Origin of the sequence: Mesoflavibacter sp. (assembly GCF_964226795.1) — a bacterium.
GTDB classification, from domain to species: Bacteria; Bacteroidota; Bacteroidia; order Flavobacteriales; family Flavobacteriaceae; genus Mesoflavibacter; species Mesoflavibacter zeaxanthinifaciens.
This window is the reverse complement of sequence record NZ_CAXQQP010000004.1, coordinates 120,296-134,305: the sequence shown is the minus strand read 5'-3', so window position 1 is coordinate 134,305 and position 14,010 is coordinate 120,296. Positions and strand designations below refer to the sequence as shown.

At 30.3% G+C, this 14,010-nt stretch carries 13 protein-coding genes; 8 read left to right on the top strand and 5 right to left on the bottom strand.

What is annotated here, in order from left to right; all coding sequences use genetic code 11:
- The first annotated feature begins 47 nt into the window (after positions 1-47).
- From ACEQT4_RS02045 to ACEQT4_RS02015, 7 genes are all read left to right on the top strand, one after another.
- Positions 48-1,871 (top strand): OstA-like protein, encoded by a 1,824-nt coding sequence (locus ACEQT4_RS02045; protein ID WP_106679363.1) that lies wholly within the window; start codon positions 48-50, stop codon positions 1,869-1,871.
- A 4-nt stretch (positions 1,872-1,875) separates the two neighbouring features.
- On the top strand, positions 1,876-3,057 hold the full coding sequence (locus ACEQT4_RS02040) for an aspartate aminotransferase family protein (RefSeq protein WP_370225772.1): 1,182 nt from the start codon (positions 1,876-1,878) through the stop codon (positions 3,055-3,057).
- A 146-nt stretch (positions 3,058-3,203) separates the two neighbouring features.
- Positions 3,204-4,595: a tetratricopeptide repeat protein gene (locus ACEQT4_RS02035; protein ID WP_372521199.1), complete on the top strand. Its 1,392-nt coding sequence runs from the start codon at positions 3,204-3,206 to the stop codon at positions 4,593-4,595.
- Between the two features lie 51 nt (positions 4,596-4,646).
- Entirely contained in the window at positions 4,647-5,654 is a 1,008-nt protein-coding gene (locus tag ACEQT4_RS02030) for a DUF368 domain-containing protein (protein ID WP_370225769.1), read from the top strand.
- Positions 5,654-6,670, top strand: a complete 1,017-nt coding sequence (locus tag ACEQT4_RS02025) for a DUF368 domain-containing protein (protein WP_370225768.1) — start codon at positions 5,654-5,656, stop codon at positions 6,668-6,670. Before ACEQT4_RS02030 ends, ACEQT4_RS02025 begins: the two co-directional genes overlap by 1 nt.
- The gene (locus ACEQT4_RS02020; RefSeq protein WP_106679351.1) at positions 6,663-7,397 is read left to right on the top strand and encodes a shikimate dehydrogenase; all 735 of its coding nucleotides are present in this window, start codon (positions 6,663-6,665) and stop codon (positions 7,395-7,397) included. The genes ACEQT4_RS02025 and ACEQT4_RS02020 overlap by 8 nt, the downstream gene beginning before the upstream one ends.
- A gap of 77 nt (positions 7,398-7,474) precedes the next feature.
- The gene (locus tag ACEQT4_RS02015) at positions 7,475-9,367 is read left to right on the top strand and encodes a DUF349 domain-containing protein (RefSeq protein WP_370225767.1); all 1,893 of its coding nucleotides are present in this window, start codon (positions 7,475-7,477) and stop codon (positions 9,365-9,367) included.
- Between the two features lie 390 nt (positions 9,368-9,757).
- Here the strand turns inward: ACEQT4_RS02015 and mazG are convergent, their stop codons facing one another.
- The 4 genes from mazG to ruvX all read right to left on the bottom strand — a co-directional run bounded on the left by mazG (position 9,758) and on the right by ruvX (position 12,127).
- Positions 9,758-10,534: a nucleoside triphosphate pyrophosphohydrolase gene (gene mazG, locus ACEQT4_RS02010; RefSeq protein ID WP_370225766.1), complete on the bottom strand. Its 777-nt coding sequence runs from the start codon at positions 10,532-10,534 to the stop codon at positions 9,758-9,760.
- Positions 10,535-10,644: 110 nt separating this feature from the next.
- Positions 10,645-11,064, bottom strand: a complete 420-nt coding sequence (locus tag ACEQT4_RS02005) for a DUF5606 domain-containing protein (protein ID WP_304143187.1) — start codon at positions 11,062-11,064, stop codon at positions 10,645-10,647.
- A gap of 55 nt (positions 11,065-11,119) precedes the next feature.
- Positions 11,120-11,710 (bottom strand): peptide deformylase, encoded by a 591-nt coding sequence (gene def / locus ACEQT4_RS02000; RefSeq protein ID WP_370225764.1) that lies wholly within the window; start codon positions 11,708-11,710, stop codon positions 11,120-11,122.
- A gap of 6 nt (positions 11,711-11,716) precedes the next feature.
- Positions 11,717-12,127 carry a Holliday junction resolvase RuvX gene (gene ruvX / locus ACEQT4_RS01995; protein ID WP_027880129.1) on the bottom strand — a complete coding sequence of 137 codons (411 nt, stop codon included), beginning with the start codon at positions 12,125-12,127 and terminating at the stop codon, positions 11,717-11,719.
- 191 nt (positions 12,128-12,318) lie between these two features.
- Between ruvX and ACEQT4_RS01990 the strand changes: the two genes are divergently transcribed.
- Positions 12,319-13,134 (top strand): 2,3,4,5-tetrahydropyridine-2,6-dicarboxylate N-succinyltransferase, encoded by an 816-nt coding sequence (locus tag ACEQT4_RS01990; RefSeq protein WP_027880130.1) that lies wholly within the window; start codon positions 12,319-12,321, stop codon positions 13,132-13,134.
- Positions 13,135-13,198: 64 nt separating this feature from the next.
- Here ACEQT4_RS01990 and ACEQT4_RS01985 read toward each other — a convergent pair whose 3' ends face one another.
- Positions 13,199-13,762: a lipopolysaccharide kinase InaA family protein gene (locus ACEQT4_RS01985; protein ID WP_370225830.1), complete on the bottom strand. Its 564-nt coding sequence runs from the start codon at positions 13,760-13,762 to the stop codon at positions 13,199-13,201.
- Between the last annotated feature and the right edge of the window lie 248 nt (positions 13,763-14,010).

The following is a 14,010-nucleotide window of genomic DNA, read 5'->3' as shown; positions in this document are numbered from 1 at the left end:
AATACGAAGTAAGTTAAATCGTTATTTTTGCATCAAACACATTAAAATTGAAGTCAATAAAAACAAAATATCTCCTACTCTTTCTAATAGTTTTTATATCTTATTTTGCATCTGCACAACGCAAAACTATTGAGATTAAATACGCTGGTTTTGGAGAAAAAGACGAAGAAAAATTTCCTGGTGCACAAATATTAACCAGAAATGATGCACAACAAATTCATATTTTCCATGATGGTATAGACATGTATTGTGACAAAGCCATTTTTTACGGAAAAGAAGATTTTGTTGAAGCCTACGGAAATGTTAAAATGGTTCAAGGCGACACCATAAACCTGAATTCAAAATACGCAGAATATTCAGGAAAAACCCAATTAGCATTTGCTTCTGGAGATGTTATTTTAACCGAACCACAATCTATTCTAACTACAGACACTTTATACTTTAACCGTGCTAAACAAGAAGCTTATTATAAAACAGGCGGTAAAGTTGTAAGAGATTCTTCTGGAACAATTACCAGTAAAATTGGACGCTATTTTATGCCAAGAAAAAAGTATAGATTTCAAGATAGCGTTAAGCTTGTTAATCCAGAATATACTTTAAAAACAAAAATTTTAGATTACTATACAGATACAGGTCATGCATATATGTACGGACCATCAACTATTGAAGATGCTGCAAGTAAAATTTATTGTGAACGCGGTTTTTACGACACCGAATCTGACACTGGTTACTTTGTAAAGAAATCAAGAATAGATTACGACAATCGTGTTTTTGAAGGCGATAGCATGTATTTTGACCGTAATAAAAACTTCGCTTCTGCAACAAACAATATTAAAGTCACAGATACATTAAACAATAGTATTGTTAAAGGTCACTATGCCGAAGTCTACCGTGCAAAAGACTCTGTTTTTATTACAAAACGTGCATTAGCGATCACACTTCAAGAAAAGGATAGCATATTTATGCATGCAGATACGTTGATGGTAACTGGTAAACCAGAACACCGTATTACCAGAGCTTATTATAATGCCAAGATTTACAAATCAGATATTAGCGGTAAAGCAGATTCGGTACACGTAGATCAAAAAACAGGATTAACACAGCTAATCAATTTAGCAAGAATGAATAAAGGCGATGCGTTTTCAGCAGCAAGAAAGCCTATTCTTTGGAATGTAAAAAACCAAATGACTGGAGATACTATTCATCTTAAATCCAACCCAAAAACCGAAAAACTAGACTCTTTAATTGTATTTTATAATGCATTTGTCATCAGTAAAGACACATTAAGTGACGATGGTTACAACCAAATTTCTGGAAAGCGATTAATCGGTCTTTTTGATGATGAAAATAATCTGAAGCAAGTTGATATTCTTAAAAATGCTGAATCTATCAATTATAGTAGAAATGAAAATGGCGAATTAATAGGTATTGAAAAGTCAAAATCTGCTGATATTGAAATGTATTTTGAGAATAAAGAATTAACAGAACTAAGAAAACTTCGTCAATTTGACGGAAAACTTTACACCGAAGAAGATTTTCCTGCAAACGCCAGAAAACTAAGAGGATTTGATTGGCGTGAAGACGAGCGACCTGCATCTGTAGAAGACCTTTTTGTAGATGATCCACCATTAAATTTACCAGTAATAAAAGGCTTAGAGCCCTACAATGACGAAGAAGAATTTTTTAACGACGATTTAATTGGTCGTGTAAAAAAAGCAGATCAAGAAGCCGAAGATAAAAACTTGATTAAAAAAGACGAAAAACCAAAAGCGTCAAGAAACGTACCTAATAAGTTTTTAAACAAAAAAGACACTTCAAAAGAAAAAACGGGCAAAAAACTAAATAAAATACCTGATTTAAAAAAGGATTAAACTATTGAAAGATTTATTCTTTAAATATCAAGCGCAAACGTCGCCATTTCCTTTAGGTATGGAAGTTTCTCATGCCAAAGGAAGTTATATATATGACACCAACAACAATGCTCATTTAGACTTTGTAGCTGGTGTATCTGCATGTACTTTAGGGCATTGTCACCCAAAAGTTATAGAAGCAATAAAACAGCAAGCAGATCAATATTTACATGTCATGGTTTATGGCGAGTATGCTCAAGGTCCTGCAGTAGATTTATGCCAGTTTATAGCAGACCATTTACCTGATCCGTTAGAACAAACTTATTTAGTAAATTCTGGTACAGAAGCTATTGAAGGTGCACTAAAACTAGCACGTCGCGTTACTGGAAGAAGTCAAATTATTGCTATGAAAAATGCATATCATGGTAATACAATGGGTTCTTTAAGTTTAATGAATTATGAAGAAAGAAAAGCACCTTTTAGACCATTAATACCTGATGTGCATCATATTAACTTTAATAGTGAAACGGACTTAGATTTTATTACTAAAAAAACTGCTGCTGTTATAGCAGAAACTATTCAAGGTGGTGCAGGTTTTATAGAGCCAACTAATAATTACTTAACTAAATTAAAAGCAAAATGCCAAAGCGTTGGCGCTTTATTAATTTTAGACGAAATCCAACCAGGTATTGGTAGAACAGGTAAACTTTTTGGTTTCGAAAACTATAATGTTATCCCAGATATTGTCGTTACCGGTAAAGGTCTTGGTGGTGGTTTACCAATTGGTGCTTTTACAGCTTCAAAAAAGCATATGTCACTATTACAAGACAACCCAAAAATGGGACACATCACTACTTTTGGTGGTAACCCTTTAATTGCTGCTTCTGCTTTAGCAACATTACAAGAAGTAGTTAACAGCAATTTAATGCAAGAAACTTTAGAAAAAGAAAAATTGGTAAAAGACCTTCTTTTACAACATCCTTTAATTAAAGAAGTGCGTGGTCGAGGTTTAATGTTAGCTGCAATTACGAAGTCTGCAGAGGTTACAAACCATGTAGTTTTAGAAGCTCAAAAACAAGGTCTAATTCTATTTTGGTTACTATTTGAACCAAAAGCCATACGTATAACACCGCCACTAACAATCAGTAAAGACGAGCTTAAAAAAGGCTGTGGCATTATTATTGACATACTTAATAAATTACTGTAATAAAGTTATCTTCTAACCGACTAAAGCTCAACTAAAAAACAATTAAAATAGTAATTGTTCATTACTTTGTTAAAAACAAATCATCTAAAAGTTAAAAAAAAGTACAATAGAACATTACATTTATTACGAGGAAATTAAAAACACCTATGGAATTCAGTCAAGATAGCCCTAACAATAATGTTTCTCTAAATAAATTTGAGTCAATGCTAAAAACAAATAATGTATTGTTTTTTGACTCAGAAGAATTTGAAAACATTATACATCATTACCTAAATCAAGGTAAAGTTGCTCTTGCAAAAAAAGCAATAAAATTAGGTTTAGAACAACATCCATCTTCAACTAATTTAAAATTATTTAAAGTTGAAGTTTATGTTTTTGAAAACAAATTAAAAGAGGCTAATCAACTACTAGATGCACTTTATGTTTTAGAGCCATCTAATGAAGAAGTGTACATCCAAAAAGCTAATATTCTTTCTAAAGAAGACAATCATGAAGACGCAATCAAAGTGTTAAAAATAGCATTAAACTTTTCTGAAGAAGTTTCAGAAATACATGCTTTAATAGGCATGGAATACTTGCTTTTAGACGACTTTGAAAAAGCCAAGCAAAGCTTTATGAGTTGTTTAGAAGAACAACCAGAAGACTATTCTTCATTATATAATATTATATACTGCTTTGATTTTTTAAATGAAAATGAAGAAGCAATTACATTTTTAAATAAATACTTAAATTCTAATCCTTATTGTGAAGTTGCATGGCATCAATTAGGCAAACAATACTTTTCTATTAAAGATTATAAAAAGGCGCTTAGCGCATTTGACTTTGCGATAATTTCTGATGACCGCTTTATAGGTGCTTACTTAGAAAAAGGTAAGGTTTTAGAAAAATTAAAACGCTACAAAGAAGCGATAGAAAACTATTTACTTACACTAGAACTTGATGATCCAACTAGCTTTGCTTTATTAAGAATGGGTTGTTGTTATGAAAAGTTAGGTAAATTAGATTTAGCAAAACAATACTATTACAAAACAGTAAAAGAAGATCCATTACTAGATAAAGGTTGGATTGCAATTACTAAATTTTATTTAAAGCAACATAATTACCAAAAAGCATTATATTACATCAATAAAGCAATAAATATTGATGCAGAAAATGTAATCTATTGGAAACTTTATGCCCAAATAAATCAAAGACTTAACTTTTTAGAAGAAGCAGAAAAAGGTTATAAAAAAGCAATAGAATTAGGTAATTACGAACTAAACACCTGGTTGTCTAGAACAGATATACTTATTCAAATAGGAGAATTAGATGCAGCTAGTTTAAATTTAATACAAGCAACAGAATTTTATCCAGAAAACGCCGAAATAGAATTTAGACTAACCGGTATATACTATAAAGCTTTAGAAACTGAAAAAGGTAGTTATCATCTTAAAAACGCTATGACTTTTAATAAAGAATTCTTGTTTATTATAGAAGAGCTATTTCCTGAAGTATATCACTCTATTACTTTTCAAAAGGCGTTAAAAAAGGTACAATAACGTAATCTTGTTTCTAATTTTACATACCTTTGAAGCTTTAAAACATAAAAGATGCAAAGACGTTTAAAAGACTATCTTTTTATTAGCTTAAAAGGTGTTGCAATGGGCGCAGCAGATGCTGTACCTGGTGTTTCTGGAGGAACTATAGCATTTATTTCTGGTATTTACGAAGAACTAGTAACAACTATAAGTAATGTAGACTTTTCTTTATTTAAAACCTTAAAAAAAGAGGGCATTCTTCCTTTCTGGAAACAGTTAAACGGTAATTTTTTATTAGCGCTTTTAACAGGCATTATAATTAGCTTTATTTCCTTTATGAGATTGGCTAAATTTCTTTTAGAAGAACATCCTGTACTTATTTGGTCTTTCTTTTTTGGATTAATTATTGCAAGCATTTACTTTGTTGGCAAACAAATAAAAAAGTGGTCATCATCTACTATTATTGCTCTTATTGCTGGTGCTGTTATAGCTTTTCACATTACAGGTTTACCGTCCTTAGCTAGTAATACTAATTCTTATTTTCTTTTTATTGCTGGTGCTATAGCTATTTGTGCTATGATTTTACCAGGGATTTCTGGTAGTTTTATTTTAGTTATTCTAGGTGCTTACAAGACTTTAAGTGATGCATTTCATGATTTTGATATCAAAAAAATAGCCCTTTTTGCATCTGGTGCTGTAGTTGGTCTTTTATCTTTTAGTCGTGTTCTTAAATGGCTTTTTAAAAATTATCATAATCTAACATTGGCTTTATTAACTGGTTTTATTTTAGGCTCTTTAAACAAAGTTTGGCCTTACAAAAAAACCTTAAAGGTTATGGAAGATACCACAGGAAATATTGTTGATTTTGAGACGGTATCAAACTTTGGAACATTAGGTATCTATCAAAAATCTATTCAGAATTTTGACAGTTACAAAATGGTAATAGAGCAAAGTATTTCTCCTTCATATTACGCCGAAATTAATCAAGTCAATGCGCAACTACCGCTAGCAATTGGCTTAATGGTTGTAGGATTTTTAACTATTTTTATACTTGAAAAAGTAGGAAACAAACCAGAATAATGCAAAGTACCAGAACATTAAAAGATCGTATTTTTTTAGTTCTTAAAGGTTTAGGAATGGGCGCAGCAAACAAAGTGCCTGGTGTTTCTGGTGGTGTGGTTGCTTTTGTTGCAGGGTTTTATGAAGAGTTTATTTATTCTCTTCAAAAAGTAAATATAAAAGCGTTTAAACTACTATTTAATGGTCGTTTTAAATCATTTTATAATTATATAAATGGTAGATTTTTAAGTCTCTTATTTTTAGGGATGGTAATTAGTTACTTTAGTGTTTCTAAAATATTAGACTATCTAATAACCCACTATCAGCTTTATGTATGGAGCGTGTTTTTCGGGATGATTATTGGATCTATTTATTATATAAGTAAAGATTTTAAAGACTGGAAACCTACAACATACATAGCATTAACTATTGGTATTTCTATTGGTTTAAGTATTAGCTTTTTAGATCCTGCAACACAAAATGATAATTTATTATTTGTGTTTTTTTGCGGGATAATTAGTGTATCAGGTATGACTTTACCTGGTTTTTCAGGTTCCTTTATTTTAATACTTTTAGGTAATTACGTGTTACTATTAGTAGACTCTGTTAATGCTTTGTATGACACTGTAACCGAAATTATAACCGGAGACTTTAGCTTTACATCTAATTTAGAGCGCATAAGAATGCTTAAGGTTTTAGCTGTTTTTACGCTTGGTTCTATAGTTGGATTAGTCACGTTTTCTCACGCATTAAATTATATTTTAAAACATTATAAAAGTGTAACTATCGCATCAATAATTGGCTTTATCGTTGGCTCTTTAGGCGTCGTTTGGCCATTTAAAGAAACCATTTATAAAACCAATAATAATACTTTTGTACTAGACTCAAGAGGAGAAAAAATCATCGAAAATTACAAACGTTATTTACCAGAACTAACACCAGAAACCTACTATGCTATTGCTTTTACAATAATTGGTATAGCTATAGTTTTAGCTTTAGAGTTTTACGGACAAAAAACAAGGCAAGCCAATGCGTAGATTTGGATTAATCGGTAGAGATATCTCCTATTCATTTTCTCAAAATTATTTTTCAATAAAATTTAAAGATGAAGATATTAAAGATGCATCTTACGAAAATTTTGATATAGAAAACATAAATCAATTTAAAACTGAGGTACTAAATCAAGATATAAAAGGTTTAAACGTTACAATTCCTTATAAAGAAGAAATTATTCCTCAATTGGATAGCTTAGATAAAAAAGCAAAAAAAATTGGAGCTGTAAACACTATAAAAATCTCAAAAAAAGGAAAAACAAAGGGTTATAATACCGATTGTTATGGTTTTAAAAAATCACTTAAACCTCATCTTAAAAAAAGACATAAAAAAGCTCTTATTTTAGGAACTGGTGGCGCAAGTAAAGCTATTGCGTTTGTTCTTAAAAAATTAGGGATTAAATACAAATTTGTTTCAAGAACATCTTCAACAAAAGCAGATTATACGTATTTAGATTTAACAGAAGACATCATAAACGACCACAAAATAATCATTAATTGTACACCTGTAGGCACCTATCCCAATATAGATAACGCTCCAGACATACCTTATAATTTCATTTCTAAAAAACATATTTTGTTCGACTTAATTTATAATCCTTCAGAAACTACGTTTCTAAAAAACGGAAAACTAAAAGGCGCAAAAATCATTAATGGTTACGATATGTTGGTATTTCAAGCAGAAAAAGCTTGGAAAATATGGAATAAATAGCGCATAGCTTAGAATTTTGTTTGTAGTTTTTCAACTTGTTACTATCTTTAAAATCTAAATTTTAAAACATTTTAAAGATGTCAGAGCTAGATAACCTGCAAAACGCAGACGGAACGGAAGAACAAAAAGAAACTGTACAACCAACAACAAAAGACAATTCAAACAACGACGATGATAAAGTCTTAAATGAAATTGAAGACTCTAACGCAGAAGATGCCGAAGATGAAGGCAATAAAGACAGACATAATATTGAAGAAAAAGATTATGAGTCTTTAAACATGGAACAATTGGTTATAGAACTTGAACGTTTGGTAAAAAACGAAAAAGTACAAGCTATAAACAAACATGTTAATGCCTTAAAACAAGAGTTTGATAAACAATTTAATGACTTACTTGAAGAAAAGAAAGAAGAGTTTTTAAGTAATGGCGGTGTAGAGATGGACTTTAGATACAACTCTCCATTACAACGTAGCTTTAGAGACACTTATAAAGACTACAAACAACGTCTAACTGCACACTACAAAAATTTAGAAAAAAACTTAAAGCAAAATTTAAATAATAGGCTAGAAATTATTGAGCAAATAAAAGCACTTACCGAAGATGCAGAAGACTCAATGAGTTCTAAATATAAGACATTTAAAGATTTACAAGACCAATGGAGAAATGCTGGTCCAATACCAAGAGATAAATATAATAACGCTTGGAACAGCTACCATTTTAATGTAGAACGTTTCTATGATTTATTACACTTAGATCGAGATTTAAGAGATAAAGATTTTGAACATAATTTAGAACAAAAAACAAAAATTATAGAGCAAGCAGAAGCACTAGCTAAAGACGATAATATAAACAGAGCCTTTAGAGAACTTCAAAACCTTCATAAAATCTGGAAAGAAGAGCTTGGTCCTGTAGCAAGAGAACACAGAGAACCAATCTGGGAACGATTTAAAGAAGCTACAAAGAAAATTAATGAAAATAGACAAGAATACTTTAAAAGCTTAGATAAATTATACGAGCAAAATCTTGTAAACAAACAAGCTATTATAGACAAGATTGCTCAAATTTCTTCAGAAAATATAAATACTCACAAAGGTTGGCAAAATAAAATTAAAGAGGTAGAAGCTTTAAGGGAAGAGTTTTTTAAAGCAGGAAAAGTACCTATTAAAGTTAACGAAGCAACATGGGCTAAATTTAAAGAAGCCGTTCGTACCTTTAACAGAAACAAAAATCAGTTCTACAAAGACTTAAAAAAGGAACAATACGTTAACCTAGAGAAAAAACAAGAACTTGTTAAAATTGCAGAAGAAAACAAAAACAACGAAGATTTTGAAGTAACTACACCTTTAATGAAAAAAATCCAAGCAGATTGGAAAAAAATTGGACATGTACCAAGAAAGGACAGCGACAAAATCTGGAAACAATTTAAAACTGCATGTAACCACTATTTTAATAGAATAAAAGACCAACGTAATGCAGCATCTGCAGAAGAAGAGCAAGCTTTTAAAGAAAAAGAAGCATTACTAGCCAAAGTTAAAGAGTTAAAATTAACCGGAGACCAAAAAGAAGACTTAGCTACTATAAAAGAACAAATTAATAATTGGAAAAATATAGGTCGCGTACCTAGAAATAAAAAACATATTGAAGGTGACTTTAATAATGTTTTAGATGGTTTGTTTAAAAACTTAGATTTAAACAAATCTGAAGCTGAAATGATTAAGTTTGAAAATAAACTTCAAGACTTATCATCTACAGACAACCAAAAAGTAATTGATAACGAACGTTTTTACATTCAGAAAAAAGTAGATGAAATAAAAGGAGAAATTAACCAGCTAGAAAACAATTTACAGTTTTTTACTAATGTTAAATCTGATAATCCTTTAGTAAAAGAAGTGCATAAAAACATAAAAAAGCATAAAGAGGAATTAGACATTTGGCAAACTAAACTTAAAAAAATTAAGTCTCTATATTAATTAAAGATAACGATTAATCATATAGTATTTAATTAATCTATTACTCATAATCATTAAAATTATAGGAAACATTTTCTAATAAAAAAACCAAACCCTATTTCTGAGAGGAAATAGGGTTTTGGCTCCTAACTAAACTAACCAATTATTTCTCTTCGTTTACAAGAAATAATTTTATTTTCTATGACACCTAATATGATGTATGCTATTAATCAACTTTATTCTATAATAAGGTAAGATTAAATGTCATATGCATTATATACGATACATTTATTGTTTTGGATTTTTATAGATTATAAAAAAGTTGATTTTAACATATTTTTAAGCAAATCAAATAGTTAAAACCTTAATTAGGTATTAATTGACTTTTTATAAATTATTTTTTTTGAAAAATTATAGCAGTTTCTTGGCTTCTTCCCAAAAAACATCCATTTCAGTAAGAGTCATGTCTTTTAATTCTTTATTTAAAGATTTTGCTTTTTCTTCCAAATAAACAAAACGCTTTGAGAACTTTTTATTTGTCCTTTCTAATGCATTTTCTGGGTTAATTTTTAAAAATCGTGCATAATTTACCATAGAAAAAAGTACATCTCCAAACTCGGCTTCCATAGCGTCTTGATTACCGTTTTGTACTTCTTCTTTAAATTCAGATAACTCCTCTTCTACTTTTTCCCAAACTTGCTCTGGTTGTTCCCAGTCAAAACCAACACCTGCAACTTTATCTTGTATTCTACTTGCTTTAACAAGCGCTGGTAAACTTTTTGGTACACCTTCTAAAACACTTTTTTTTCCTTCTTTTAATTTAAGGTTTTCCCAATTACGTTTTACGTCTTCTTCATTTTCAACTTTTACATCTCCATAAATATGCGGATGCCTATGTATTAGTTTATCGCAAACAGTATTTAGTACATCTGCTATATCAAAATCATTGGTTTCACTTCCTATTTTTGCATAGAAAACTAAGTGAAGCATTAGGTCTCCTAGTTCCTTTTTTACTTCTTCTAAATCGTTATCCAAAATAGCGTCACCTAGTTCGTAAGTTTCTTCTATAGTAAGATGACGCAATGTTTGCATGGTTTGTTTTTTATCCCATGGACATTGTTCTCTTAACTCATCCATAATGGTTAACAAACGGTCAAATGCTTTTAATTGATCAGGTCTACTATTCATAAAAAAAGGGTTTTGGTAAAAGTACAATGATTTATTATTGCGTAAAACATTGGCACAAAAAAATCCAGCTTTAAGGCTGGATTTTTTTTATATTTTAATAAACAAGTTTATTATTCTTCTTCATCACTTGTTGTTACTTCTTCTTCTAAATTTAAAAGATCATTTTTAACAAGTAAATTATACCACTGAATTACTTTTTTAATATCACTAACATATACTCTATCTTCATCATAATCTGGTAATACTTCAAAGAAGTATTCTTCTAACTTATCTTTAGAGTCTTTATGGCTAATAGCTGTTTCTTGTCCGTTTTCTTTTTCGCTTATTTTTCTAAAAACATCTGCTAAAGGCACTTCTTCGGTTAAAGTATATATTGCTATCTCGCTTAATACACTTACATTTTGTTGTATACCAATAGATAATCTTTTTTGATCTATTAAAGATTCTGCTATAAAGCCCGTTCTTGTTTGAGTTACTAATTTGTATAATCCAGGTTTACCTGAAATTGCTAAAACTTTTTCTAAAGCCATAAATTTATTTTTAAGGGTCGCAAATATCTAATGTTACTTTGGGTTTTCCAAACGTTTAACGTTTCTTTTTCATTAACGGAAACTTCATTCGGTAATCTACGTTTATTTTTCCTTTAGAAATATTGGTTAGTTTTCCTTTAATTAAGCGTTTTTTAAGTGCAGATAATTTATCTGTAAATAATACGCCTTCTATATGGTCATACTCATGTTGAAATACTCGTGCTGCAAGACCTGATAACTCTTCTGTATGTGTATTAAAATCTTGATCTTGATATTGTATTTTTATATTTGGTTGTCTAAACACGTCTTCTCTAACATCTGGTATACTAAGACAGCCTTCGTTAAATGCCCATTCGTCTCCAGTTTCTTCTAGTATAGTTGGGTTAATAAAAACACGTTTAAAAGCTTTTAATTGTTCTTGCTCTTCTTTTGACAAATCATCATCTTCTGCAAATGGTGATGCATCTACTATAAAAACTCTAATTGATAACCCAATTTGCGGTGCTGCAAGACCAACACCGTATGCACCATACATAGTTTCAAACATGTTATCTATTAATGTGTCAAGATTTGGGTAATCTTTTGTTATTTCTTTGGCTTGCTTTTTTAAAACGGGATCGCCGTAAGCAACTATAGGTAATATCATAAATTATTATTTATTATAAAGGTAACTTTGTAAGATAATAGTTGCACTAACCTCATCTAACAAAGATTTGTTTTGTCTTTGTTTTTTCTTTAATCCACTATCAATTAAGGTTTGCGCTGCCATTTTTGAGGTAAAACGCTCGTCTACTCTTTCAATAGGAATGTGCGGAAATGTAGATCTTAGTTTAGAAATAAATGGTTTAATTAAAGCTTCGCTTTCGCTAGCTGTATTATCCATTTGTTTTGGCTCTCCAACTAAAAAAAGTTCTACATTCTCTTTTTCTGTATATGTCTTTAAATAATCTAAAAGCTCTTTTGTAGCTACAGTAGCTAGTCCTGATGCTATAATTTGCATATCGTCTGTAACTGCTAATCCTGTTCTTACTTTACCGTAATCTATTGCTAATATTTGAGCCATCTTAAAATTTTATGCAAATTTATGGTTTTATAGATTAACACCTTAAATATTATGCCATATTTTAATTTATAGGAATTATATTTGCGTGAAGGATTGAAGCGACATCCTTTTTTTGCTGCCATATATGGCAAAAAAAGATATAGCGTAAAGCCTGACCTTTAGGGCTCGCCAAAAAATTGAAATTACAAAAAATGAAAGATTTACAACAAATTATTGAAACTGCTTGGGATAACCGAGAGCTTTTAACCGAGACATCAACTATTGAAGCAATTAGAAAAGTGATAGCGCTTTTAGATGAAGGTACACTTCGTGTTGCTGAACCTACTACAGATGGTTGGCAAGTTAACGAATGGGTAAAAAAAGCAGTTGTTTTATATTTCCCGATACAAAAAATGGAAACTTTAGAAGTTGGTATTTTTGAATATCATGATAAAATCCCTTTAAAAACTGGTTATAAAGAAAAAGGAATTAGAGTTGTACCTCATGCTGTGGCACGTCATGGTGCATATATTTCTGCTGGCACTATTTTAATGCCTAGTTATGTAAATATTGGCGCTTATGTAGACGAAGGTACTATGGTAGATACTTGGGCTACTGTTGGTAGTTGTGCGCAAATTGGTAAAAACGTACATCTTTCTGGTGGTGTTGGTATTGGTGGTGTTTTAGAACCTTTACAAGCTGCTCCTGTAATTATTGAAGATGGTGCTTTTATTGGTAGTAGATGTATTGTTGTAGAAGGTGTTAGAGTTGGTAAAGAAGCGGTTTTAGGTGCTAATGTTGTTTTGACTATGAGTACTAAAATTATTGATGTTACTGGTGATAAACCTGTTGAAATGAAAGGTTATGTACCAGAACGTTCTGTAGTAATCCCTGGAAGTTATACTAAAGAGTTTGCTGCTGGAAGCTATAACGTACCTTGCGCTTTAATTATTGGTAAGCGTAAAGAAAGTACTAATAAAAAAACATCACTTAATGATGCGTTACGCGAATATGATGTGGCTGTTTAAATGAAAGTTACATAGCAAAATGAATATAAAAAATCCTAAACTTTAAAGTTTAGGATTTTTTATATTATGACTTAAATTGCATTTTACGTCCAGATCTACGCAATTTTTTTCGGTTTATTTTATGTTGAAACGCCATACTATGCTTTAACATTAAATCATGGGTTTCTTGGTAAGGCTTTTTATATAATTCTGAATACTTTTCTGCAATTACTTTAATCATTGCTTTAGATAACCACAAGCGTCTAAAATTATGCATACGCTTATCAAAGGTCATGTTTTCAAAACGCATTCGGTTTAAATCTATAAGGTAGAATTTATAACCTTGCTCTGTTTTAACAACTAACGTATTGCCTGGTGAATGATCTAAAAAATTAATATTATTTTGATGTAACTTAAAGGTGAATTCTGAAAATTTCTTTAATATTTCTTCTCTTTTAGGGAATTTTGGATTGTGTATTAATGCTCTAAATTCAAAATCATAATTTATATGCTCACTTATATAATAGCTATTTTTTAATCCAAAAACAGATGTTTCTTCTATATAGGCAATAGGAAAAGGTGTTGATATTTCACAATCTATTAACCTGCTTGCATATTCAAAAGACCGTTTAGCTTTACTTGGTCGTATCCATTTGTAAATAAAACTATTAAAAGCATTTGGTTTTTTAAAGGACTTTATATTTAGCTTTAAACCGTTTACTTCAAAAGATTTAATAACATTACGTTGGCCAATAGTTACAGCTTCTCCTTTGTTATCAAAATCCTTAATTAAATTTTCAATTTCAGATTTTAAATGTTGATATTTTGGATGACAGTGTATGATTTTAATTAATTTTAAGTTGCATCAAAGATATATTAAACTAAATTTTAATAAAA

What these genes read in the sequence shown, in the direction of transcription:
- ACEQT4_RS02015 (WP_370225767.1), top strand. Translation starts at nt 7,475, where the DNA reads ATGTCAGAGCTAGATAACCTGCAAAACGCAGACGGAACGGAAGAACAA.
- ACEQT4_RS02025 (WP_370225768.1), top strand. Translation starts at nt 5,654, where the DNA reads ATGCAAAGTACCAGAACATTAAAAGATCGTATTTTTTTAGTTCTTAAA.
- ACEQT4_RS02005 (WP_304143187.1), bottom strand. Translation starts at nt 11,064, where the DNA reads ATGGCTTTAGAAAAAGTTTTAGCAATTTCAGGTAAACCTGGATTATAC.
- ruvX (WP_027880129.1), bottom strand. Translation starts at nt 12,127, where the DNA reads ATGGCTCAAATATTAGCAATAGATTACGGTAAAGTAAGAACAGGATTA.
- ACEQT4_RS01990 (WP_027880130.1), top strand. Translation starts at nt 12,319, where the DNA reads ATGAAAGATTTACAACAAATTATTGAAACTGCTTGGGATAACCGAGAG.
- def (WP_370225764.1), bottom strand. Translation starts at nt 11,710, where the DNA reads ATGATATTACCTATAGTTGCTTACGGCGATCCCGTTTTAAAAAAGCAA.
- ACEQT4_RS02020 (WP_106679351.1), top strand. Translation starts at nt 6,663, where the DNA reads ATGCGTAGATTTGGATTAATCGGTAGAGATATCTCCTATTCATTTTCT.
- ACEQT4_RS02035 (WP_372521199.1), top strand. Translation starts at nt 3,204, where the DNA reads ATGGAATTCAGTCAAGATAGCCCTAACAATAATGTTTCTCTAAATAAA.
- mazG (WP_370225766.1), bottom strand. Translation starts at nt 10,534, where the DNA reads ATGAATAGTAGACCTGATCAATTAAAAGCATTTGACCGTTTGTTAACC.
- ACEQT4_RS02030 (WP_370225769.1), top strand. Translation starts at nt 4,647, where the DNA reads ATGCAAAGACGTTTAAAAGACTATCTTTTTATTAGCTTAAAAGGTGTT.